20 protein-coding genes are annotated in these 24,016 nt (G+C 40.4%); 7 read left to right on the plus strand and 13 right to left on the minus strand.

The window, feature by feature from the left end:
* Nucleotides 1–62: 62 nt before the first annotated feature.
* Nucleotides 63–2,051, minus strand: coding sequence for a transketolase (tkt, locus tag WH214_RS15100; protein ID WP_339422592.1), 1,989 nt, complete (start codon nucleotides 2,049–2,051; stop codon nucleotides 63–65).
* A 720-nt stretch (nucleotides 2,052–2,771) separates the two neighbouring features.
* On the opposite strand from tkt, the gene metK reads away from it, so the two are divergent.
* Nucleotides 2,772–3,938: a methionine adenosyltransferase gene (metK, locus tag WH214_RS15105; RefSeq protein WP_004984924.1), complete on the plus strand. Its 1,167-nt coding sequence runs from the start codon at nucleotides 2,772–2,774 to the stop codon at nucleotides 3,936–3,938.
* A gap of 95 nt (nucleotides 3,939–4,033) precedes the next feature.
* Here metK and WH214_RS15110 read toward each other — a convergent pair whose 3' ends face one another.
* From WH214_RS15110 to WH214_RS15120, 3 genes are all read right to left on the minus strand, one after another.
* The gene (locus WH214_RS15110; protein ID WP_005401120.1) at nucleotides 4,034–4,279 is read right to left on the minus strand and encodes a hypothetical protein; all 246 of its coding nucleotides are present in this window, start codon (nucleotides 4,277–4,279) and stop codon (nucleotides 4,034–4,036) included.
* Between the two features lie 488 nt (nucleotides 4,280–4,767).
* A complete protein-coding gene (locus WH214_RS15115; protein ID WP_339422590.1) occupies nucleotides 4,768–5,409 on the minus strand; it encodes a LysE family transporter in 642 nt (213 codons plus the stop codon).
* Between the two features lie 132 nt (nucleotides 5,410–5,541).
* Nucleotides 5,542–6,123 carry an FxsA family protein gene (locus WH214_RS15120; protein WP_087013404.1) on the minus strand — a complete coding sequence of 194 codons (582 nt, stop codon included), beginning with the start codon at nucleotides 6,121–6,123 and terminating at the stop codon, nucleotides 5,542–5,544.
* A gap of 122 nt (nucleotides 6,124–6,245) precedes the next feature.
* Between WH214_RS15120 and ruvC the strand changes: the two genes are divergently transcribed.
* The gene (gene ruvC, locus WH214_RS15125) at nucleotides 6,246–6,791 is read left to right on the plus strand and encodes a crossover junction endodeoxyribonuclease RuvC (RefSeq protein ID WP_004984936.1); all 546 of its coding nucleotides are present in this window, start codon (nucleotides 6,246–6,248) and stop codon (nucleotides 6,789–6,791) included.
* A gap of 3 nt (nucleotides 6,792–6,794) precedes the next feature.
* Here ruvC and WH214_RS15130 read toward each other — a convergent pair whose 3' ends face one another.
* The 7 genes from WH214_RS15130 to WH214_RS15160 all read right to left on the minus strand — a co-directional run bounded on the left by WH214_RS15130 (nucleotide 6,795) and on the right by WH214_RS15160 (nucleotide 14,990).
* Nucleotides 6,795–7,121 (minus strand): hypothetical protein, encoded by a 327-nt coding sequence (locus tag WH214_RS15130; protein WP_339422589.1) that lies wholly within the window; start codon nucleotides 7,119–7,121, stop codon nucleotides 6,795–6,797.
* Between the two features lie 137 nt (nucleotides 7,122–7,258).
* The gene (locus WH214_RS15135; protein ID WP_339422588.1) at nucleotides 7,259–8,089 is read right to left on the minus strand and encodes a hypothetical protein; all 831 of its coding nucleotides are present in this window, start codon (nucleotides 8,087–8,089) and stop codon (nucleotides 7,259–7,261) included.
* Between the two features lie 159 nt (nucleotides 8,090–8,248).
* The gene (locus WH214_RS15140; protein WP_087013398.1) at nucleotides 8,249–9,847 is read right to left on the minus strand and encodes a bifunctional aspartate transaminase/aspartate 4-decarboxylase; all 1,599 of its coding nucleotides are present in this window, start codon (nucleotides 9,845–9,847) and stop codon (nucleotides 8,249–8,251) included.
* A gap of 55 nt (nucleotides 9,848–9,902) precedes the next feature.
* The gene (gene aspT / locus WH214_RS15145; RefSeq protein WP_339422587.1) at nucleotides 9,903–11,588 is read right to left on the minus strand and encodes an aspartate-alanine antiporter; all 1,686 of its coding nucleotides are present in this window, start codon (nucleotides 11,586–11,588) and stop codon (nucleotides 9,903–9,905) included.
* Nucleotides 11,589–12,126: 538 nt separating this feature from the next.
* Complete coding sequence (gene hemL / locus WH214_RS15150; RefSeq protein ID WP_339422586.1) at nucleotides 12,127–13,425, minus strand: glutamate-1-semialdehyde 2,1-aminomutase; 1,299 nt, start codon at nucleotides 13,423–13,425, stop codon at nucleotides 12,127–12,129.
* A gap of 42 nt (nucleotides 13,426–13,467) precedes the next feature.
* Nucleotides 13,468–14,088, minus strand: coding sequence for a thiamine phosphate synthase (gene thiE, locus WH214_RS15155; RefSeq protein ID WP_339422585.1), 621 nt, complete (start codon nucleotides 14,086–14,088; stop codon nucleotides 13,468–13,470).
* A gap of 518 nt (nucleotides 14,089–14,606) precedes the next feature.
* Entirely contained in the window at nucleotides 14,607–14,990 is a 384-nt protein-coding gene (locus WH214_RS15160) for a DUF962 domain-containing protein (protein ID WP_339422584.1), read from the minus strand.
* Between the two features lie 286 nt (nucleotides 14,991–15,276).
* On the opposite strand from WH214_RS15160, the gene WH214_RS15165 reads away from it, so the two are divergent.
* From WH214_RS15165 to WH214_RS15175, 3 genes are all read left to right on the plus strand, one after another.
* Nucleotides 15,277–16,737, plus strand: coding sequence for a CYTH domain-containing protein (locus tag WH214_RS15165; protein ID WP_130235079.1), 1,461 nt, complete (start codon nucleotides 15,277–15,279; stop codon nucleotides 16,735–16,737).
* A 404-nt stretch (nucleotides 16,738–17,141) separates the two neighbouring features.
* Nucleotides 17,142–17,378 (plus strand): CYTH domain-containing protein, encoded by a 237-nt coding sequence (locus tag WH214_RS15170; protein WP_339993700.1) that lies wholly within the window; start codon nucleotides 17,142–17,144, stop codon nucleotides 17,376–17,378.
* Between the two features lie 90 nt (nucleotides 17,379–17,468).
* Nucleotides 17,469–18,605 (plus strand): CHAD domain-containing protein, encoded by a 1,137-nt coding sequence (locus WH214_RS15175; RefSeq protein WP_339993702.1) that lies wholly within the window; start codon nucleotides 17,469–17,471, stop codon nucleotides 18,603–18,605.
* 70 nt (nucleotides 18,606–18,675) lie between these two features.
* Here the strand turns inward: WH214_RS15175 and WH214_RS15180 are convergent, their stop codons facing one another.
* A complete protein-coding gene (locus WH214_RS15180) occupies nucleotides 18,676–19,308 on the minus strand; it encodes a hypothetical protein (protein ID WP_339422582.1) in 633 nt (210 codons plus the stop codon).
* 114 nt (nucleotides 19,309–19,422) lie between these two features.
* Here WH214_RS15180 and WH214_RS15185 point away from each other — a divergent pair, with 114 nt between their 5' ends.
* Nucleotides 19,423–19,818, plus strand: a complete 396-nt coding sequence (locus WH214_RS15185) for a DUF3144 domain-containing protein (RefSeq protein ID WP_078424984.1) — start codon at nucleotides 19,423–19,425, stop codon at nucleotides 19,816–19,818.
* Between the two features lie 121 nt (nucleotides 19,819–19,939).
* A complete protein-coding gene (locus WH214_RS15190; protein ID WP_339993704.1) occupies nucleotides 19,940–21,004 on the plus strand; it encodes an amidohydrolase family protein in 1,065 nt (354 codons plus the stop codon).
* A 90-nt stretch (nucleotides 21,005–21,094) separates the two neighbouring features.
* Here WH214_RS15190 and WH214_RS15195 read toward each other — a convergent pair whose 3' ends face one another.
* Entirely contained in the window at nucleotides 21,095–23,872 is a 2,778-nt protein-coding gene (locus WH214_RS15195) for a M16 family metallopeptidase (RefSeq protein WP_339422581.1), read from the minus strand.
* Nucleotides 23,873–24,016 lie beyond the last annotated feature (144 nt).

A 24,016-nucleotide genomic window follows, 5' to 3' on the forward strand; every position in this document is an offset into this window, starting at 1 on the left:
GCCATTCAAAATAAAAGACGCCCCTAAACTGGAGCGTCCTTCAAACAGTCAATTTTTAAAAATTAAGCTGTCAATTCTTTTACCGCAGCAACAACTGCTTCAGTGGTAATACCGAAGTATTGGTATAAGTCTTTCGCAGGTGCAGATTCACCATAAGTCGTCATACCAATTACACGACCATCTAAACCTACAAACTTCCACCAGTAGTCTACGTGAGCCGCTTCAACAGCAACACGCGCACGAATACTTGATGGAAGAACCGCTTCACGGTACGCTGCATCTTGCTTCACAAATTCTTCAGCACATGGCATAGACACGACACGCACACCTTCAAGTTGTGCATGCGCTTCCATTGCTAAAGATACTTCAGAACCCGTCGCAATAATAATCGCTTTTAATTCGCCTTTTTCTTCAGCCAATACATAACCACCTTTCGCTACATTTGCAATTTGTGCATCTGTACGTGTTTGGAATGGTAGGTTTTGACGAGAGAAGATCAACGCAGTTGGGCCTTCTGAGCGTACAAGTGCAGACTTCCAAGACACAGCTGCTTCAACCGTGTCACATGGACGCCAAGTATTTAAGTTTGGTGTACCACGTAAAGACGCAATTTGCTCTACAGGTTGGTGCGTTGGACCATCTTCACCCAAACCAATTGAGTCATGTGTATATACATGGATTACACGCTGTTTCATTAATGCAGACATACGTACTGCATTACGCGCATATTCCATAAACATGAGGAATGTTGCAACGTAAGGAATGAAACCGCCGTGAAGCGCAACACCGTTTGCAATTGCAGTCATACCAAACTCACGTACGCCATAGTGTACGTAGTTACCTGCTGGATTGTCTTGAACGCCTTGGCAACCTTTCCAAAGGGTTAAGTTAGAGCCAGCCAAGTCCGCAGAACCACCTAATAATTCAGGCAATAATGGACCGAAAGCTTGTAATGTGTTTTGGCTTGCTTTACGTGTAGCGATGGTTTCCGCTTTTGCATTAGTTTCTGCGATAAATGCATCTGCTTGGGCAAGGAATTCAGCAGGTAATTCACCTGAAAGGCGACGTTTCAATTCAGCTGCTTCAGTTGGATATTTTGCTGCATATTGCGCAAATAATTCATTCCAAACTGCTTCAGAAGCCGTCCCTTTTTCTTTTGCATCCCATGCTGCATAAACGTCAGCAGGAATTTCAAATGGACCTTCAGTCCAGCCCAATGCTTCACGTGTTAATGCGATTTCGTCATTACCTAGCGGCGCACCGTGGCAGTCTTCTTTACCTTGCTTGTTTGGTGAACCTAGACCAATAATCGTTTTACAGATGATGATCGTTGGTTTTTTCGTTTCAGCTTTTGCTTGCAAAGTCGCAGCACGTAATGCATCTGCATCATGACCATCAGCTTTAAGTACTTGCCAACCGTAAGCCAAGAAACGTTGCTCTGTATCGTCAGAGAACCAACCTTCTACTTCACCATCAATCGAAATACCGTTGTCGTCATAGTAAGCAATCAGTTTACCTAGACCTAGTGTGCCTGCAAGTGAACATGCTTCGTGAGAAACACCTTCCATTAAACAGCCATCACCTAAGAAACAGTAAGTGAAATGGTCAACAACGCTCATCTCATCTTTGTTGAACTGCGCTGCTAAAGTTTTTTCTGCTAGCGCAAAACCAACTGCGTTTGCAATCCCCTGACCAAGCGGGCCAGTCGTAGTTTCAATACCTGGTGCATAACCTAATTCGGGGTGACCTGGGGTTTTAGAGTGCAGTTGACGGAATGCTTTTAAATCTTCAATTGATAAATCATAGCCCGTAAGGTGCAATAACGCATATTGCAGCATAGAGCCATGACCATTTGATAGTACAAAACGGTCACGGTTCGCCCATTGAGGGTTAATCGGGTTATGGTTGAAAAACTCACGCCATACCACATCAGCGATATCAGCCATCCCCATTGGCGCACCTGGATGTCCAGAGTTTGCTTTTTGCACAGCATCCATTGCCAATACACGAATTGCGTTTGCAATACGACGTTCGTTAAGCGGGGTTGTCATAGGTCAGAGTCCAAACAAATGATTTAAAGAGTAAGATGAATAGAATTCAAAGATAGGTGTATTGTCTTAAAAAAAGAGGAATGGGTAAAGCCTAATGAACAATATTTCGCTATTTATTCATCATCAATGTCTAATAAATGCGGGCATTGCCTAAAATCACAACAATTTCACTCAGAAATGTCTCTCTAGCGTTTCTCCGGTTCAAATTCTACACGATAGAATCGTCAACTTTTAAAAACAAAGCTAAGCCATCTTATTCACTAATCAGAACAAGCCTTTGTCCTTGAGTAGCAAACACATCATAGGATATATTTGTATTTTTTACATACAATTAAACATTCATGGTGAATTTTATTCACTTTTTTAAATTATTCATGAATTAGTACAAATTATAGATTATTTTCTGATGCTTATTTTGAGCATTTTTTATTTACCAACTTAACACCCAAGCCAACAAAAAATCAAACAAGCTATTGTTTTACAATTAGATAAAACCAAATCACAAAATCTCATGATACGGACCTATAGACTTTGAACCAAAAGCCTTAACTTGGTCATTTCGAACTAAAAATAAACGCTATATCAATTTTTTAGATGCTTATATCAGATAAAAAGTCGTTGAATTGAAATAAATTCAGTCATTTTGGTCGTGTAGAACTGGCTCAAACGGCTAAGTCGATGTACCATATTGCGTCTTTTAAATTAACTGTGATAGGACTTATGCGCGAGTACGCTGTATTTACCTCGGAATCTGTAAGCGAAGGCCATCCAGATAAAATGGCTGACCAAATCAGTGATGCTATCTTGGATGCGATCTTAAAAGAAGACCCATATGCGCGGGTTGCTTGTGAAACGCTTGTAAAAACGGGTGCGGTAGTACTTGCAGGTGAAATCACAACAACTGCAAATGTTGACTTCGAAGCGATTGTTCGTCAAACCGTAAATGGCATTGGTTACCACCATTCTGACCTTGGTTTTGATGGTTCAACATGTGCCGTGATCAATATGATTGGTAAACAGTCACCAGAGATTGCTCAAGGTGTTGACCGTCAAAAGCCTGAAGATCAAGGTGCAGGTGACCAAGGTTTAATGTTTGGTTATGCAAGCCGTGAAACTGACGTGCTTATGCCTGCTCCAATTTCATATGCACACCGTTTAATGGAAAAGCAAGCTGAACTACGTCGTAGTGGCGCTTTACCATGGTTACGCCCAGATGCAAAAAGCCAAGTGACTTTTGCTTATGAAAATGGCATGCCTGTTCGTTTAGACGCAGTCGTATTATCTACTCAGCACGATCCTGAAATTTCTCAAAGCAACTTAAAAGAAGCTGTGATTGAAGAAATCGTGAAAAAAGTGATCCCTGCTGAAATGTTCCATGCAGACACCAAATTCCACATCAACCCAACAGGGATGTTTGTGATTGGTGGTCCAGTGGGCGACTGTGGTTTAACAGGTCGTAAAATCATCGTAGACACTTACGGTGGCATGGCACGTCACGGTGGTGGTGCTTTCTCTGGTAAAGATCCATCTAAGGTTGACCGTTCTGCTGCTTACGCGGGTCGTTATGTTGCGAAAAACATCGTAGCTGCAGGCCTTGCAGACAAATGTGAAATTCAAGTGTCTTATGCCATTGGTGTGGCTGAGCCAACGTCTATTTCGATCAATACCTTCAATACAGCAAAAGTATCTGAAGAGCTGATCATTGCATTAGTCCGTGAACACTTCGACTTACGCCCATACGGTATCACTCGTATGCTTGACCTCATTCAACCGATGTATAAGCAAACTGCTGCTTATGGTCACTTCGGTCGTGAAGGTTCAGATACTGCATTTACTTGGGAAAAAACAGACAAAGTGGAAGCGCTTAAAGCTTCAGCTGGTCTATAAGTTTGATCCAAAAAGAAACCCGCTTAATGCGGGTTTTTTTATTTTCACTGATGGAAAATAGCCCATCAGTTCAGTCGTGAAGTCATTGAACCTCACTACTTAGGTTTGTTGTCATGATTGAGCACATCAAAGAGCGAAGTCACGGCAGCAGGTTCGCTGTTACGGTCGGCCAAATAGACTTGTACAGATTTAACGATAATCGCTGCAGCAAGACATGCAACAATACAGAAAATCCAAAATCCAAAAGGACTTCGAATATTATGTGATCCACAGTTTGGACAGTCTTTATCTGTTGATGCGACAACTGTTTCACAACATGCGCAGTGGTATTGATAGAGCATCGCTTTACCCCCTTGTTTTTGTCCTTTCTTGTTTTTATTGTCCATCACCCTGCCTCACAGAATGTTAGATTCATTTATCTTATGTGAGTATTTGTTGAGACTCAAGCGCCATTCACCTGAAGTAATGTCAGCAACGGCTTACACTGAAAGATTAATCAATTGATTTAACGTATATTCCTCTTTATAACCCCAAATCATGACAATTTCATTTTGTAACATAATAGTTTTTGACGTATTCCGTCATATTTGCTTAAAACCCTTTAGTTTTCTAGCGATTGTTTATTAAAATAAGATGCAAGGATAAGGAAGAAAGAATGGTTCAGTTGATTAAAAAAGGCGGTTTACGCGAACGTGCCAACCGCAGTCGTAGCTATAAGGGCTCATAAAATACCGAAGCGACATTGCAGCCCAACTGCTATGCGCAAAGTAAAAAAGACGAAGTGTCTATCTTGGAACAGGCTCCATCATCTAAAGAGCTTAAAAATGACTTAGATGTAGATTGCGAGAGCATCGTACCAAAGCCATAAAGCAAAAATCAGGAACAACCCGCCAGAAAAAATGTCAATATAACTTCCTGAACGCTGATATGCCGCTTTAATTTTAGGTAATGATAAAAGCAGCATCAGCAGTGCAAAAGTCATAAAAGTTTGGATTGGAATAATGACCGCAAGTTGCATTTTTAAATAAGGACTTGCACTAGAACTTAAGGCTAGTGAAAACACACTACTGAAATAAATCAGTGTTTTCGGGTTAGACAAGTTAGTCAGCAAACCTGATATGAAATAATGGTTGGCCTTCGGTGTAGGCAGTTTTTGACCATCATCTAGCAAGGCTTCTTGCTGCATTGTGTTGAGGCCTGCTTTCAACATCAGCCAACCCATACGTGCAAGGAACACCCCACCAATCACCATCAATACTTGTTGAATCCACGGCATTTTGTCGATGAGTACGGTAAAACCTAATAATGTTAAAACCACCCAAATGACGATGCCAACGGAAATACCTAAGATAGTTTTTAAAGTATTTTTTTGTGTGGTCGAAGCTGAACTTTTGGCAATCAACAAAACATCAGGACCAGGACTTAGCTGCGCAACAAAATGCAATGCGCAAATCGTGAAAAGCAATGACATAAAAAAGCGGCATAAATTTTAAAAAATAATTATATCGTTTGTTATATTTATTTTAAATCATAAGCACTTAAAACATTTTCATAAAGATAAAAAAAGCCGAGTTAGAACTCGGCTTTAAAATTAGGCATGAAATTATTTATTCACATCTTTCATTTCAATTTTTTTCGCCTCTGGCGTAACTTCTCGTGCTTCGCCATCAATAATACTCGAGTCACGATAAGCTGAACCACCCTGCTGTTGCTGCATTTCTTGCATCTGGCGCATGATATCTGCAAATGGGTTTTGACCTTGAGCACCACCGCCCATGCCATTCATATCCCCCATCATGCCACCCATCATTTTTTCCATCATCGCTTGCTGACGTTTCATCATCACGTTCATCAGCGCGCCCGTCATGGCTTTTTGTACCGCAGGAATAAGCAATAACACGGCAACCACGTCTGTCACCAAGCCAGGAATCAATAAAAGAAAACCCGCAATGATTTTTGGCAGATTGTTTGTTAATGCAGGATCTGCACCCATCTGGCCCGCTTGCATTTGCTGCATTTGTGGCATTAAACCTGCTGAATACTTACGAATCAGGCTCATACCAATAAAGAAAGCGGCAATAAACCAGAAGAACACGTACCACATGCTACCAACGAGGTCGCCCACGCCGATCCATACGAAGACTTCGAGAATGACACCAGCTAATATAAAAAGAAATAATTTCATGAAAATTAATCTAATCTCAACAAAATGAATAAGGTGCAAGAATCAAGTGCTCAATCTACATCAAGCTTTTTTGATACGCTTATGTAACAATATGGGCATATTATTTTTTTTAAAGGGCAAGCATGTCATTAATTATTGGTATTGACCCCGGTTCTCGCCTCACAGGCTACGGTATTATTCAAAAAGAAGGTCAAAAACTAATTTTTGTCGATGCTGGCACCATTCGTACCGAAGCTGCTGATATGCCTGAACGGCTAAAACGTATTTTTGCAGGGATTGATCGTATTGTAAAATTTCATGGTCCAACCGAAGCCGCAGTTGAGCAAGTATTTATGGCACAAAACCCTGACTCTGCACTGAAGCTGGGGCAAGCACGTGGTGCTGCTATTGCTGCACTGGTCAACCTTGACCTACAAGTTGCAGAATACACCGCACGTCAGATTAAACAGTCGGTGGTCGGTTATGGCGCTGCGGACAAAGAACAAGTACAAATGATGGTGATGAGACTCCTAAACCTGAGCATCAAACCACAGCAAGATGCCGCCGATGCTCTCGCTGCTGCCATCTGTCATGCACATGCTTCAGGCAGTATGACCAAGCTTGCTGTACTCAATGCTCTTGGCGGTATGGCGCGCGGACGCAGCCGTAGTAGCTCTCGTCGACGCTAAGTGTTAAGTGACATAGTCTTTAAAGTCTTTACGCATTTCACGTACCGGTGGTGCTTTGGGATAAGTTGCTATCAGCATTCTTCCCGAAATGCGTAAATTTTTCTTTTGAGCAGGATCGATACGTATAAAGACCAATTCTTCTGGCTCATTGCGATGGTTGATCTCACAAATCATAATGGTGTAGTTTTTTTCGATCACTTTATAACGACTAAATGCCTGCTGTACGATTTGCTTAAAATTTTTCTGTCCACCTGATGGTGCAAGTTGGGTGTAAATCACCAGCAATATGCATGCACCAACCACCAAGGCCACCAGTAAGTATTTATCCATTCTTCCTCCCCACTTTTACCATTATTCGAAGTCTTTAAATTTTAGGCTTGATTGCGTTATATTGCGTTATATTGCGTTATATTGCGTTATATTGCGTTTTCTTAGTACTCAATAGTTATTATGCTACTTCAATATTCTTAATTGGAAGCATTTACTTTATTTTCTTCTATCTGAAAAGAATTAAATAATTTTAAAGAATCACGCTGAATTTTTTCCCAATGTGGCAGAAGCTCCGCATGGAAATCTATATCAAAATTACTAGTATTAAAACCATAATTTGGTACATGACTATTTAATTCACACGCCGTAGCACCACTTGGATATGAAGCACACGCAATGACTACACCAATGCCTTTCCCGTTTTCTTCTTTCCAGTAAATTTTTTTAGAAATATTATCTTGCTCTCCCAAATCTATTTCATAAAGTGACAAACTTGCATTAAATTTCTTCTCCGAATTAATCTCACTTATGCTCATATCTTTTCGAGCACCCATCCGTTCACTTAAATAAAATTTCAATGAAGGCGTATAATCAAAAAACGTTTTGTCGTCTCCCCACTCATCCTTCCAATTACCACGTTGTGATAAAGTGAAAGCGATGTCACTGATTTGATTTGAGGAAAGCCTAAAACCTTCTGAAGGATGCATTTCTGGCCATTTCACAAGAAATGTGGCGTTACCGATTTGATCATTACAACCTTTGGTATTATGTAGTTGATTAGAACCTTTCTCCCAATAATTAACATCTTGATATTCAACACTTGCAAAAAATAAATATCGTCGATCAATGCGCATTTTCTGATCGCCAAAACTTCCACACTCATATGGTTTTTCTTTTAAGCTCGGTACATCACTTGGTTCTAATACACTAACAATAACACTCAAAATAACGATAATGATTGGTGACAATAGTATAAAGATCAAAAAATGTTTTAGCTGAATAGGCTTTCGAAGAAAATTTAAAATCATAAGTCATCTTATTTAATTATTCATTTTTTTCATGTACTCCTAAAATTAACACAAAGTATTTGAGATATAGTATTTTTTTATTCAAAATACCCATCATATAAAAAGCCCATCAAAGGAGATGAGCTTTTTTACAACTAGATTAATCTATACTTTTCAAGCTTATTTTTTCTTTTTAAAGTTTAGATATTCTTGATAAGACTCTTCCGCAAAACGTCGTAATGAATCACCAATAGCTGCATATTGGAATTCATTCAGATTTGCCAAAGACGCTCGTGCAGAAGGATGTTGTACGCCAAAACCTGAGCCCGGAAGTAAAACGACCCCCGTTTCATCTGCGACACGGAAAAGTAACTCAGTCGGGTTTTTATTTTTCATAACCCAGTCTGCAAACTCATCACCATACAGCGTCCGCGAAGTATTTTCCAAATTAACCAGCGTATAGTAATCGACAGCATTTGGATCTTGAGGAACATCAACTCCCAGTTGTCGATACAGCGCTGCATCACGCTCACGAACCACAGATTTAACCGCTTTTTTATAACTTTGACGTGAATCCATTAAGTTAAATAGCGCAAATAAAACCATTTGAACTTGTTGTGGTGTCGAAAGTCCAGCGGTGTGATTTAGGGCCACATTACGACTATCTGCCACCAGACGATCAATAAACTTAATACTTGATGGATCAGTCGTGAGCGATGAATAACGCTCTTCCAGTTCTTTTTTATCTTTTTTAGATAATTCAGTGAGCTTCTTATCCAAAATATTATTGTTGGTCGTGGCGATGACACCTAGACGCCAGCCTGTCGCACCAAAGTATTTTGAGAATGAATAAACCAAAATGGTGTTGTCTGGACAAATGGCAAATAATGATTTGAAATTATCGGCAAATGTTCCATAGACATCATCGGTCAGGATAATCAGATCAGGACGTTTTTTAACAATATCAGCCAAAATTGCCAAGCCTTCATCACTCATTTTGACCGAAGGTGGATTACTTGGATTCACCAAGAAGAAAGCTTTAATTGATGGATCTTCTAATTTTCGGAGCTCTGACTCTGGGTATTGCCATCCCTGATTTGGATCCGCCTCAATCAATACTTCTTCCAGCTGATAATCATTGAGTTTTGGAATTTCTAAATAAGGGGTAAAAATTGGGGTGCCGATGGCAATTCGATCACCCTTAGCAATAATTTTATTCTCTTTAAGCGAGTTAAAGATATATGCCATGGCTGCTGTTCCGCCCTCTACGGCAAATAGATCTAAGCCATCTTTTGGCATACCCTGCACGCCCATTTCACGCAATACATACTCTTTAATGATGGTTTCACTCAAGCGCAACATGCGATCTGGAACAGGATAATTACAGCCCAAAATACCTTCAACCATTTCCAGTAAAAATGCATCTGGGTCTAAGCCCAACTGGTCTCTGACGTAAGAAATCGCTTTTCCTAAAAACACTACGCCTGGCTTATCACGATTTTCGAGTACAAAGTTATCAAAGCGAGATTGCAAACCGACAGGTCGTGGAAAACCACCGAGCCCTTCTGGCATATAAGAAAATGAAAACTCAGATTCGGTTGCAGAAAATAAACCAAGTTGGAAAAAAGCTCTACGAGGAACAGTTGCAAGGAAGTTTGGGTTTCCTCGACCTGCGTTCAGCATCATACGGTCAGTTCGACTTTCTGCAAGTGCAATCAGTTTATCTTTTAATTCAAATGGGCTTAGTTTTGCGTATTTTGAGTAATCAACGTTCCCCATGGGAAGTCTCCTTTAATTATAGTGAAGCTAAAGATTTATTGTTAAACATCAATTTTTAAGCTAAACCCACAATCAGTGGACCGAGCAAGGTTAAAAAAACATTGGCCAATGCATAGGTAATTGCAAAGGGAACCGTAGGAATTGAATTGCCGGCTTTATCGAGCACGCCACCAAATGCAGGGTTTGCACTTCGTGAACCAGTTAAAGCACCAGCCATCACTGCGACATTGTCATAACGCAGGACATAACGCGCGAAAAGCATCGAGAGAATCAGTGGCACAACCGTGACCACTACACCAATCATAAATAGTGATAAACCACTGTCTTTAATGGTTTGAATGGCTTGTAACCCTGACTGTAAACCAACCGCAGCCACAAAACCTGCAAGACCTAAATCTTTAAGTAACTGCGAAGCTGCTAAAGGCATATTGCCATGAACTTGATTTCGGCTACGTAGCCAACCAAACAATAGACCTGATAAAAGTGCACCTCCGCCAGCACCAAGCGTCAGCGGAACATCACCGATACGCACAACAAATAAGCCAATCAGTAAGCCCACCACCAAACCAGCACCATGGAAGATCCAGTCTGTTTTTAAGCTTTCTGGTAAGGCCTTACCTGCTTCTTTGACTAAACGCTCAAGATCACTTTTGGTTCCGTATACGGTCACCACATCGCCTTGACGCAGGATGGTTTCATCACTTAAGACTTGTGTTTCGTCCTGACGTTTAATGCCAAGCACATAAATGCCGTGTTTAAGATAATCAGGCGTATTGGCTTTGACATCGCCTAATGTTCGATTGATGTATTTAGAGTTTCTTAAAATGACATCCGTCGTATCCATGACCATTTCCATGCCCTGAGAAGATTGGAGTTCTGAGCCAATATTCTCTGCAATAGAAACAACACTTGCTCTGCGACCAACAATGAGAACCACATCATCCGTTTGCAAAGTAATTTCGGGGGATACATCGATAAACTGATCTTTACGTTTAAGCCGCTCAATGGTAATACCTGACTTTTGGGCTTCTAATTCTGCAATCGTTTGACCAGCCGCTTGTTGAACTTTATAAATCCGTCCCACAATTTCTGGCATCGCCAGTTCCTGACCCGGTGCAAGTTCAAAAGCACCTTTTAAACGCTCAGACTGTGCTTTAAGTGCGTCATCATGAATTTCTCGCCCCATAAATTTCGGCAAGATATTCACACAAATAATAATCGCACCTAGAGAGCCAAAAATATAAGTCACAGCATAACCAATTGCGACATTGGCTTGCAGTCGTTGAATCTCTGCCATTGGCAAATCTAAGCGCGAGATAGCATCACCTGCCGTACCAATAATTGCAGATTGTGTCATCCCGCCTGCGGCTAAGCCTGCAGCCAAACCTTTGTCTAGATCAAATATTTTCGCCATAGCGAGGACGGTAATAAGCCCGCAAATGGCCATAAAGGCAGCCAGTAGAATTTCTTTAATCGACTGAGGTCCGAGAGATTTGAAAAATTGCGGACCACTTTCAAATCCAACTGCATAAATAAATAGTGCAAATAGAATGGCTTTCACACCATTGTCAACAGGTACACCAATCAGACTTAGAATCACTGCAACCAATAATGATCCAGCGACACCACCAAATTGGAACTTACCAAATTGAAATTGACCAATCCAAAAACCTATTGCCAATGACAAAAACAATAGAATTTCGGGACTATGTTTTAATTCACCTTGTAGCCACTCAATCATATTATGGACTCACTTTATTATTAGATTTATCATTAAAACTAAAGTTTATTTTTCCATTTGATAAAATACTCCTCAGAATATATAAATGCAAATATATTATTTTATCTATAAATGATGACAATTAATTATTTCAAAATCATTTAAAAATATATAAGTTTTTTATTTTCATATAAACAAAGTAAAATCGTCGGAATTAATATTTCATATTGTAACTAAAAGCATTAATTTTTATTTAACATAATTTATTTAATCTTTATTTTCTTCCTCACATTAATATAAATAACTGATTTAACTATTTTTATAAATCCTCTTTTTAATAGAATCGATCTATTAAATTTGTGATCTGTATCACACTTACAAACTTAGCATATCTCAGCTTTATTGAGGCTGTATTTAAACGTATTGATAAGTTTGATGAAGTATAAATTCGGTAGCGACCAACATTAAGTAGCGCTTGATTTTCATATTGAATTCCACAATTAAAATGCTATAAAAAAGCCCATCAAATGAGATGGGCTTTTTTAACAAGGACAAATACTTACTTCATACTTGCAAAAACTTCTTTCGCTGCTTGCAGCGTAAATTCAATGTCTTCATCAGAATGGGCAGCTGAAATAAAGCCAGCTTCAAACGCAGATGGTGCAAGGTTCACACCACGGTCTAACATACCGTGGAAGAACTTACGGAATGCATCGATATCACACTTTAACATCGAGTCAAAGCTGGTAATGTCTTCTTGATCGGTAAAGTACAAACCAAACATACCGCCTACTTGTTGTGTTTTAAAAGCAATACCCGCTTCATCAGCTGCTGCTTGTAAACCCACAAGAAGTTTTTCTAGCTGCGCTGTCAATTTTTCATAAAAACCATCTTGGCGCAGGTGTTTAAACATCTCAATCCCTGCACGCATTGCAAGTGGATTCCCCGACAGTGTTCCAGCTTGGTAAACTTTACCCAGTGGTGCAATACACTCCATCACTTCTCGTTTCCCACCAAAAGCACCAACGGGTAAGCCTGCACCAATAATTTTACCCAAAGTGGTTAAATCAGGAGTCACGCCATAGTAAGCTTGCGCACCACCCAATCCAACACGGAAACCAGTCATCACTTCATCAATGATAAAAACAGAACCATGTTCATCACATACATTACGAATCGCTTTTAAGAAGCCTTCTATTGGTTTGACTAGGTTCATGTTCCCTGCCACAGGCTCCACAATCACGCCTGCAATCTCTGAACCAAACTTAGCAAAGCACTCTTTTAAAGTAGCAATATCGTTATATGGAAGAGTCAGTGTGTGTTTGGCAAAGTCGGCAGGAACACCTGCCGAAGTCGCTTCACCTTCGCCGCTGGTTAGCAAGCCAGAGCCTGCTTTTACTAGCAGTGAGTCTGAGTGACCGTGGTAACAGCCTTCAAATTTTACAATCTTGTCACGACCTGTATAACCACGTGCAAGACGAATAGCTGTCATGGTAGCTTCAGTACCTGAGTTGGTCATACGAACCAGCTCAATTGACGGCATAATTTCGCAAATAATGTCGGCTAAAGTTGTTTCATGTACGGTAGGCGCACCGAAGCTTAAACCATCCACTGCAGCATTTTGAACTGCTTTAATAATTTCAGGATGAGCATGACCTAAAATCATTGGTCCCCATGAGCCCACATAGTCTACATAGCGCTTACCATCCACATCGTACAAGTATGCACCTTGCGCCTTTTCAATAAAGACAGGCGTTCCGCCTACGCTATTAAATGCACGTACAGGTGAGTTCACACCACCCGGAATATGTTTGCTTGCTTGTTTAAACAATTGTTCTTGCTTTGGAGATAAGCTCATGAAGTTACTCAACTCAAAAAATAAAAAAACATCTAAAAACGCTTAAGCTTTAGATGCAAATAAATCAGCCCACTGTTCTATACGATCAGGAATCGCAGACATTGATAGCCCTAATATATCACTAATCACTGCGCAAAGGTCGGCACCAGCTTCGATCACTTCACCTGAATTTTCAACTGTTAAGCCACCAATCGCACAAATCGGCACATTCAATTTGGCTTTGGCTTCTTTTAAAGTCTCCAAGCCAATATTGCCAGCTTCTGGCTTGGTCTCAGTTGCATAAATTGCACCAAAAGCGACGTATGTTGCACCTTCAGCAATAGCTTTCTCTGCCAGCTCAATCGAGTTCAAACACGTACGACCAATCACTGCATCTTTTGGCAGGCGTGCGGCAGCTTCGGCAACTTCGCCATCACCTTGCCCTAAATGCACACCAACACCGTATTTGACTGCCATTTCTAAGTCATCGTTGATCACAAAAGGAATACGATACTCAGCGCACATCGCTTTCATATACTCGACTTCGTAAGCCTGTTCTTCTTTGGGTACTTTTTTACGGCGATACTGCAAAATGGCAACCTCACGTGTTGCCATTGCACCTTCTAATTTAGCCAAAAGTAGCTCTAAAGGATCATCATTTGTAATTAAATATAAACCGCGCATTTAACTCTACCTTTGGGTTATGTCGTTCTATTATAAAGCCAAAGGCGACTGATGCTTTAATGAGTTGGGACTGAAAATGCTTTGCTTTGTACAAAAATCCCGCGACTAAGCTCAGGCTATATAAAAATACCTATTTTCAGTGATAGTCGCTCCACCGCTTTCGCAGTTTAATGGATACAGAAAGCAACAAGAATAAAATAAAAATAACAACTTTATAACAAGAATAAGAGACACGCAGCGATCTGATACGGCTTTTTAGCTTTTTAAACCAGTGATGTTTGAACAACATCATAAAAGCTAAAAAGCCGCATATTTTATTTAAAATCCACATAAAAAAAGCCTAGAGAAGGTCGCTCTAGGCTTGGAAAACTAAAAGCACTTTAAAGTTCAAAGCACTTATATATTATTTGATGAAAATATAATCAACGACCTCATTATTAGAACATTAACTCATACTTTGCAACTGTTAATTTCAAGCTTTTCATAAAACTTTCATGATGAAGTCACAAAGTGCTTCACTAACTTGGAATTTTATCCAAAGCACGATCTTGTAAGCTTAAATTTCCACGTAAAACATCGGAAAACATGCGCCAGTCAGAAATAAAACTATACAAAGGCTGTTTAAAACTAGCTGGCTTATTTTTTTCAAAAACAAAATGACCTACCCACGCACAGGCATAGCCAGAGACTAAGCCGTATATAAAATAACTCGGCTTGCGTTTAAGTATGGCTTTAGAGAAAAAGTACAGCCCAATCGAACTACCCACGACGTGTAGCCGACGACTCATGATGTTGCGGTGCTCTGTTAGATAAAAACGATAAAACTGGTGATAGTCCTTAATCGGCAATTGAAAATTAGGTTCAGGATCGTGTTCTTGTTTCGGTTCAACCTGAGCATTCATCTGTCATCATCCTGATGGTTTTTTACCAACATAGCTGAAAATATGCAGTCTGCAAAGTGCAATCGCCTCTGGGAGCGCTTCCACTAAAAACAGAATTGTTTTTTGATCAATCTCGCACTGCAACTTTGTTTTATTGTGTCGTCAAGTCTTACATACTGTCTCTTTTTCGCTACAATCCAGTGGTCCATTGGTGTGCCTTTAGCGCACATAAAAACAAACTACAGATCATGCATCTAAATACATAAAGGCTTGGCACTGACCTAGCCCCTCAAATTAGGAATTTTTCATGGTTGAAATTGAATTAAAATTTCAGATTAGCGAAACACGACGTACCGCCCTTCTTAAAGCATTAGATCCTAAAAAATCTGAAACGATTCAACTTCAAGCCAAGTATTTTGATACTCCTGATCGCCTCTTGGCCCAACATGGTGCTGCTTTGCGTCAGCGTCTTGAAGGCACTTGCTGGATTCAAACACTCAAAGCCGCAGGTAAAAGTCATTTACACCGTTTTGAACATAATCATAATTTGGGTGAGTTAGAGTCATCTCCTGAACTGGACTTAAGCATTTATGAAGCTATTCCAGAGGCTCAACAGATTTTAACCCAAGCTTTAGGAGTGGACGCGGCTGCGTTAAAGCTCACTTTTGAAACGGACATCCAACGTACCTATCGCGTCATTGAGTTTGAAGATGCTGAAATTGAAGTCTGTTTGGATGTTGGTGTGGTTCGTGCATCTGGTCGAGAACAGACCATCCATGAGGTAGAGTTTGAACTCAAATCAGGCTCTGTTCAGTCGCTTTTGGCTTTTAGTTTTGAATGGGTGAAGAAGTATCAACTGTGGTTAGATGTCCGCAGCAAAGCCGAAATGGGTAATCTACTGGCACTTGAACAAACCGTAAGTCCAGCACGTTTTGAAAAAGAGTTTGTCTTATCGAAAAAAGAAAGTGCGGCACATAACCTGAGTTTGTTGATTGGTCAGCAAATGCAGCATTTACTGCCGAATATTGCCGCAATTTCAGCAGGTGTTGCAGAGCAAATCCATATTGATCAAGCACAAACCGCTTTAGAGCACTTACAACTAACCTTGGCTTTGTTTAAAGACTGGAATAGCAATATTTCTGATAAATGGGCGATGCAACTTGCCGCATTTAAGCATCAGTTTGATCATTTACAACATTTGCAGCATATGCAAAGTACCTTAGGCGCTTTTCTTCAGAATCCAACCACTACAGAAAATCTTGCCAAAGACATTTTATATGCTCAAGAAAAGCTTGGAAATTTAGTTAAATCGACGCAGAACGTACATCATTATCTTGAATTATTGACCTTTAGTTTAAGTTTACATGATCAGGTGCAAAAGCAGGATTTAAAAACCTATGCACACAACACCCTGCAAAACCAATATCGACAGCTACAAGAAAGCTTAAATGCTGCAGATATTAGCCACTTTGAAAGCTTAGATGTATTGGCGCAGAAAATTAAGGAGTTGAAGTTTAGTTTTCCTATTTTAACGTCAATTTATGATGTGAAAAATTTGCAGAAATACAGTAAAGCGTTGAATGATGCCCAACAAGCTGCACATGAATATCAAATCTTGGCGACTTCAGCTGCATATATTCAACAGACCGAACTTGAAGCCAGTGATTGGTTTGTTTTGGGTTGGCTCACGGCAAAGCTTGAAGTTTATGCCGATAAGCTTTTAGAGGCGACAGAACAGTTCTTAGTTAGCCGTAAATTCTTAAAATAACGCTCTGTATACCATAGCAGTCATGTTAAATATATGACTGCTATCCATCCTCGACAAGGCCTTCTAAGCCCCAAAACCATGATAGAAAATCGTGATTGGTATATCCAAACCACTAATTTATCTATGACAAAACGGCCTATTATCAAAATAATGCAGGCTTTATATTCATTTTTATTCTTAAAAAGTAATGCTATACATTTCTGCTCAATGTAAATTTATAGTCACTTCACGGCAACCATCAGTACTTAGTCACCCTTGTATACTTTTAAAACTCCACTTCATTATTTTAAAAATGACATCTAGCCCACTATTTCGGCTCTTTTAGCTTATACACATTTAAAATTTGTCTTTTTTTTATTCAATTTAGCATATAGTAAAACGTAGGTTGTCATGAGTCATGGGCTATGCAAGAGATTGAGTTTAAGTTTCAAGTTCCAGTTAAGAAGCGTAAGGCCTTGCAAAAAGCTTTTACACTGCTCAAGGCTGAGCCGATTCATTTGGCAGCCCAATACTTTGATACAGCGGATCAAACGCTTGCTAATCATTGCATCGCGATTCGACGTCGTCAGGAAAATAATGAATGGAAACAAACCTTCAAAGCAGTGAATACCGCAAAAGCATTGAGTCGCTTTGAACTTTAATTTGGTATAGCGCCACCTGAGACGACTACACTCGACTTAGATAACTATAAAAAAGATTATTCCGCTATCTACAAAAAATTAAAACGCGCTTTGGGGCTTCCACTTCCAACCCTTGAATTGCTCTTTGAAACCAAGATCCAACGTTTACGCGTTTTGCAGGATGTTGGAAGTAGTACAGTTGAAATTGCTCTCGATATTGGCAAAATTTTTAAAGAACAAAACAGTGTTGATATTTTCGAAATCGAATTTGAATTAAAACAAGGATCGATAGAAGATTTAATCGCATTTATACGACCTTGGGTTCAAAAATACCAACTGAGTCTCGACACACACAGTAAATCTGACTATGGCCTTCTAGCTGTTCGTCAGCAAAGTTCCTTTTCTGCGCAGTATCAAACACCTCTTGTACTGAACAGAAGCTCAAGCGAAGTTGAGGCTCTACAAAGCATAGTAGCCAATTGCTTACAGCACTTACTTCCCAATGCCAGTTCAATTGCTCGACAGCAGTACTCCACTGAGCATGTCCACCAAGCCCGCGTGGCAATCCGCCGCTTACGTACCGCACTGAAAAGTTTTGCTGCATGGTCGGACGCCATTCAACCACACTGGAAAGCGGAACTCACCACTATTTTTCAAGCCTTAGGTGGAACACGTGACATCGATGCCTTAAATGAAGATTTACTCCCCCAACTGATTGAGGCTGGTTATCCTTTAGACCATCTTGCTCCAAGTACAGAAGCCATCACTGATGTCTGTGCCCTGTTCCAACGACCAGAAACGACGCAACTTTGGCTTGAATTAATTTTATTTACAGAGCAAGAACTAGCTTCGCCTTCAAAAAGCAAACTGAAAAAACATGCACTCAAAGTGATACAAGCTTTACACCATAAAATACGCGCGCATGCCGAGCACTTTAGCCAACTTGAGGATGAAAAAAAACACCGTATTCGCAAACAAGTCAAACAACTGCGTTATAGCATTGAGTTTGTGGCGTCTTTACTTGATGCAAAAGCTTTAAAAATCTATTTGAAAAAACTTAAAGCGGTTCAAGAAAGCTTGGGGCACTATAATGATTTGGTGGTTGCAGATGCCTTATTTCAACAAGCTACAGAACCCGATGCTGCCTATAGTTTTGCCACAGGATGGATCGCCGCGGAAAAAAATAGAATGTTGAAATTGGTTGAACAAGAGCTCAGGCTGTTCAGTCAAACCCAAAAGCTGAAATAGTCTTTTAAATTAAAATATAGATCAGCAGCGAAAAGTTCTTCTATAGGTGAATTCCCTGTCTATACCTAAGTTAACGATACTTTCCGTACACCTTCCACGTATTGTTATCTGCTAAGGGGTCGTTATAGCTATCACTGCGCTGTTTACGTAGTTTGTCTCGAGCATCTACCAATTCAAAGTGTGCTTCGGTACTTAACACGATACCATTTACATAAAATCGGGTACGGGTATATTCACTCTGCCCATGCTGAAACACATAGGTTCTGAGGTCAATAAACTCCCTATGCGCAACCAAGGCGGCATTATCATCGCTGTCCAACCAAGCGCGCATAGCCTGCACCTGTTCTGGTTCAAATTGTCCGCATTTTTCAATTAAGCTCGCAATGCCGCGAAAACTTTTAGACTCTTTGGCGCGGGTTTTATTAATCCGAATACGATCGACATGAAAATAAAACAGCGGTAAGTTCAAATGACTAGGTAAATGAATTGCATCCAATACCTCTTCTTCCATAAAGGGTTGGAACAAGTCTTGCGCCCGCTCAATCAAACCCGTCCACTGAAGATAGTAGTCCTCGACTTCCGCTTTCGTGCCGTAATAGATTGGTAAGCCTTCAACATTGGCTAAATTTTGTGGTGGCCAAATGTTTTGACGCAATAAGGCAATATCACTTTTTAAACTTTGTACCGCAATCGCGTCTTGCATGGATATTCTCTATTTTATTGCTTAGGCTATTTTTAGATTAAGGCAAAGGTTTAGTTTCTGCAAGGCTTTGCCTATAATGCAGGCTGAGTTATTTATGTATTTTAGGACAAGTTCATGGTTCAGAAGATTGAAGCAACAGATGTAACCGAAGAAGAAGCGTTGAATGCTGCTTTTTTTGAACGTGCAGATGAATTTATTAAGCAAGCAAACGATTTTTGTCGCACTGAAAAAGGTTCACAAGTGAAACCTGCTGAAATACGTGGCCAAGTGAGTGCTGCGATGTTGTTTGGTACAGCCCGTTTTAACACATGGGTGGCAGCCAACAACTTTAAAGATGGCGATGAAATGCGTGAGGCCAAAGAACAAGTAATGTCTTATATTTTGCAGCAGTTCCAAATGATGCTTGAAGACAACTATGACGAATATTGTGAACAGTTTGAGAACTACCTTCGTTTCCGTCATAACGAAGAATTTCATGCCAATAAGCATGACCACAAACACGATCACTGATCAATCCAAGCCTGCTTCGTGCAGGCTTTTTTCATTTCGTCATATTTGAAACGAAATACAATGTTGCAACACCTCAATTTACAGTAAGGTAATCGCTAAGGAATATGACTTAGGGAAGAACATGCAGCATTTGGACTTTGCACTCATCGATCCACACATCCACCAGTGGGACCCCTATAACACGCCACATGCAGCGGCTTTGGCAGTCAAATTATTGGGTAAGCATCCTAAGCTTTTGGACAAAATGGTTCGTTTGGTGAAACCTAAAGACCTGATTGAAACCATCGGTCTAACCCGTCATATTACACGTCCTTATTTGCCCCAAGACTATAAACTCGATACTGGCCCATACACAGTCGAACAAGTGGTACATGTTGAAGCCAGTTGGCATCACAGCAAAGGCAAAGGTGTGGTTGAGGAAACTCAGTTTATCGAGTCTTTAGCTTTTGGGGTAGATACCGTCAAATTGGGTGGCATTGTCGCAACAGCTGACCCACGTGATCGGAACTTTAAAAAGATCCTAAAATTGCACCATAAAGCTTCACCACACTTTCGTGGTATTCGTAAAATGGCGTCTTTTCATGAAGACAAACAAATCCATGCGTGGACAGATGAGCCACAGTTATATCGCAATAAAAAATTTCTCAAAGGCTTCGAAGTACTGTCCCAATACAACTTGAGTTTTGATGCTTGGGTTTATTCGACACAGCTTGAAGATGTAATTTATCTGGCCAAGCAGTTCCCAGAAACTTCCATTGTGCTGGATCATTTGGGTACACCCGCAGGTTTATTTGGCCCAATTGGTGAAAATACAGGGATGACACAAACGGCGCGGGAAAATATTTTCTTTCGTTGGAAAGACGACTTAGCTGAGCTTGCAAGCTGTCCAAACGTCTATACCAAAATGTCAGGACTCTTCATGCCTGTATTAGGACATCGTTTTCATAAAGAAGACCGACTGGCGTCCAAACAAGAAGTCTTTGACCTTGCGCATCCCTTGATTACACATGCCCTCGCCTGTTTTGGAACCTATCGGGTGATGTTTGCCTCTAACTTTCCAATGGATTCGGTCAGTACATCGTTAGTGAATATTATCGATGCATTTAGTGATGTCGTCGCAGCCTATGACCCTGATGCTTTAGAGCGCGTATTCCATCACAATGCCAAACAGTTTTATCGGCTTTAATTGAAAAAATAAGAAAACTAATTCCTAAAAGCTATAACAAAAAGAACCCCTCAATTTTGAGGGGTTCTTTTTGGATGAAAACTGAAATCTTTACTTTTTCAGCGCTGGTTGCGCTTTGCCATATTGGTCAGCCATCACTTCAACCAACTGATCCAGCTTAATATACTTCTGAATCACCGCATCAACATCGGCTTTGCCAATTTTTGCCAATGCTAAATCACGCTGTTCGCGATCCAGTAAAGTACGATTGCGCTTCATTTGAGGAATCAGCATGCGATGGATATTGCGACTATCTTCAAGTGCAGTCACACGCTTTTTCAAAATATCGGCCTTGGCAGCTTCCACTTCCTGTTCAGTAACGCCTTTTGCCAGTAACTCATTCAACACTTTATAGACCGCTTGAGACACTTGAGCCGATTTGCCTGCGCTATAGTTTGCATCAATCGTCAGCGCTCCTGACTCCGTCCAGTCATCCAGCGAAATGCTGCTGCCAAAACCATAGACCAAGGCATTCTTTTCACGTAGCTCTTGCGCCAAACGAGATGATAACTGCGACTCACCTAAGATGTGCTCAAGTACCTGTAAAGCAGGTGCATCTGGGTGGTATGTGCCCACAGGGAACGTCATAATGCTCTGATAGCTACCAAACTCACGCTGCTCTGACAGTGCATGTACACGCTGCGCTTTATATGCAGTAAAGTCAGAAGTAATCCGCTGATAAGGCGCTGCCGAGTTCCAGTTTGCAAAAGTCTGATTTAAAGTCTTTTTCATCTTTTTCGTATCAATCACACCCGTTACCGAAATTTGTGCATGATTCATTGCAAAAAACTGCTGATACAGCTGTTTCACCTGTCCTTGTGTTGCGGCCTGATACTGCTTCTTGACATATTCAGGCTCGAAGTGATGTCGAATATCCCCTATTGGATAAGTTTCAAGTAAACGAGCAATGGTTAAAGCTGCTACAGTTTCAGGTTCTGTATACGGTCGGTCTAGACTTGCTAAGCTTTGTGACTTAATCAAATCAAACTGGCTTTGTTCAAAGGTTGGATTTTTAAGGACATCAATCACGAAGTTAAAAAATTCATCAAATTTTTCTTTCTTCGCCACGATTGAAATATTAATCCCATTGCCATTACTTGAGGCACTTGCTCCACCGCCCGCATCGATCGAATGATCTGCAATATCTTGCAAACTATATTGAGTTGAAGCTCTGAGCAGTAAATAAGAAGTTAGATCTAATAACTCTGCTTTATTAAACAAACTTTCTGCAGTACCAAAATCAATCGAAATGGTGGCATAAGTCTTATCATCACGCGTGGTACTTGGGTACAGCGCATATTGCATGCCATTTTTTAACTTACCACGCTGAATTTGTTTTTCAGCACTTTCTAAATACTGCTTTGAACTTTTTACATATCCAGCCACTTCTGCCTTATACGCACTGACATCTTTCAATGGTTCTTCAGCCACGGCTTGTTGGTCTAAAGTTTTTGCTGGGGTCGCTGCTGCCGCTTGTTCAAGTGCTTTTTTCTGATCTTCTGGGGTCGGTAAAATAGTGCCTGAAATACGATGCTCGGGTACTAAAAAGTCATCTAAACGTTGGTTCACATCAGTAACGCTGAGCTGTTGTAACTGTTGCTGATCTTTAAAGTATTGTGTCCAATCACCATTGGCAGAAACCACGTAGTCACTGAGCATACCACCGACTGCCGTTGCGCTGCTGAACATGCTTTCTTGGGCATTTTTAATCATGCTCTTCACACGGTTGAGCTCAATCTCGTTGAAGCTTGGTGTCTTTTCTACTCCAGCAACCAAAGCCGACTCGACTTTTTTCACATCATGGTTGGGTGCATAAACTGCGCCCATAAACACCATATTGAAATCTTGGTCTAACCATGTGGTCGACTGAACAGCTGTCGCCGTTCCCGTTTCTACAATGCTTTGGTACAAATGTCCACTTGGTTGCATGGTGTATAAATACGGTGACACCGCCAGCGCAGTCTTAATGTTCTCATTTTTACCATTCAGATAGATATTATATTTGGCGAAATTACTGCCTTTTTTCACCACAAACTGGCGTTCTTTAATCTTACTGGCATCTAAGACAGGCACCTTAACTTTCGCAGGCACAGCGCGCGCTTTAATCGCACTAAACTTTTCATCAATCTGCTTCAGTACAGCAGCTTGATCAAACTTACCCGAAATGACAAATACCGCATTATTCGGTGCATACCAGTCACGATAAAACTTATTCAGTTCAGCCATTTTGATTGACTGTAACTCGTTTAAATCACCAATCGGTAAACGCCCTAAATATTGATTACCATAAGCAGACTTCCACATCTGATCCATGAGTACCGAAAAAGGCTGATCCATACGGACTTCACGCTCGCGTTTTACAATCGCGATTTCAGATGGTACATATTTTTCTTGGAGCACCAAGCCGTCCATACGCTCGGCTTCAAGATTAATCAGCTCATTAATCGCATTTTGTTCAGGACGAACTACATTAATATATTTGGTTGAATAATAGTCCGTGCTGGCATTATTCATTAAACCGTATTGATCTAAACGGCGTTGAAACTCGTCCCCTGGAACATTTTTAGTCCCCTTGAACGCTAAGTGTTCCAATAGGTGCGCTAAACCGCCCTTACCTTTTGGGTCGTTCAATGAACCAGTCAAATAGACCATGTTCATATACACTTTATTTTCTTTATCATTTGGCGCAAGAATAATGCGTAAACCGTTATCTAATTTATATTCTTCAATTTTCTGTTCCGATTTTACCAATATGGGTTGTGCCCATACTGTGCCCCCAAAGCCAAGTAGCAATACCGACAAACTCAATGTTTTAAAACGCATTAACATTATTTTTCCAAATAATTCGACAAAATATGAATGATTCTCAACATCATAGAGGAAAGTGAAATTATTTTTATAGTAATTTGGTGAAAAATAGCATTTTAATCAATGCTTATTTTTCACCAGTAGTTTTAATTTAAGAGAATTACA

The organism is Acinetobacter sp. MYb191 (assembly GCF_037572605.1).
GTDB lineage: Bacteria > Pseudomonadota > Gammaproteobacteria > Pseudomonadales > Moraxellaceae > Acinetobacter > Acinetobacter johnsonii.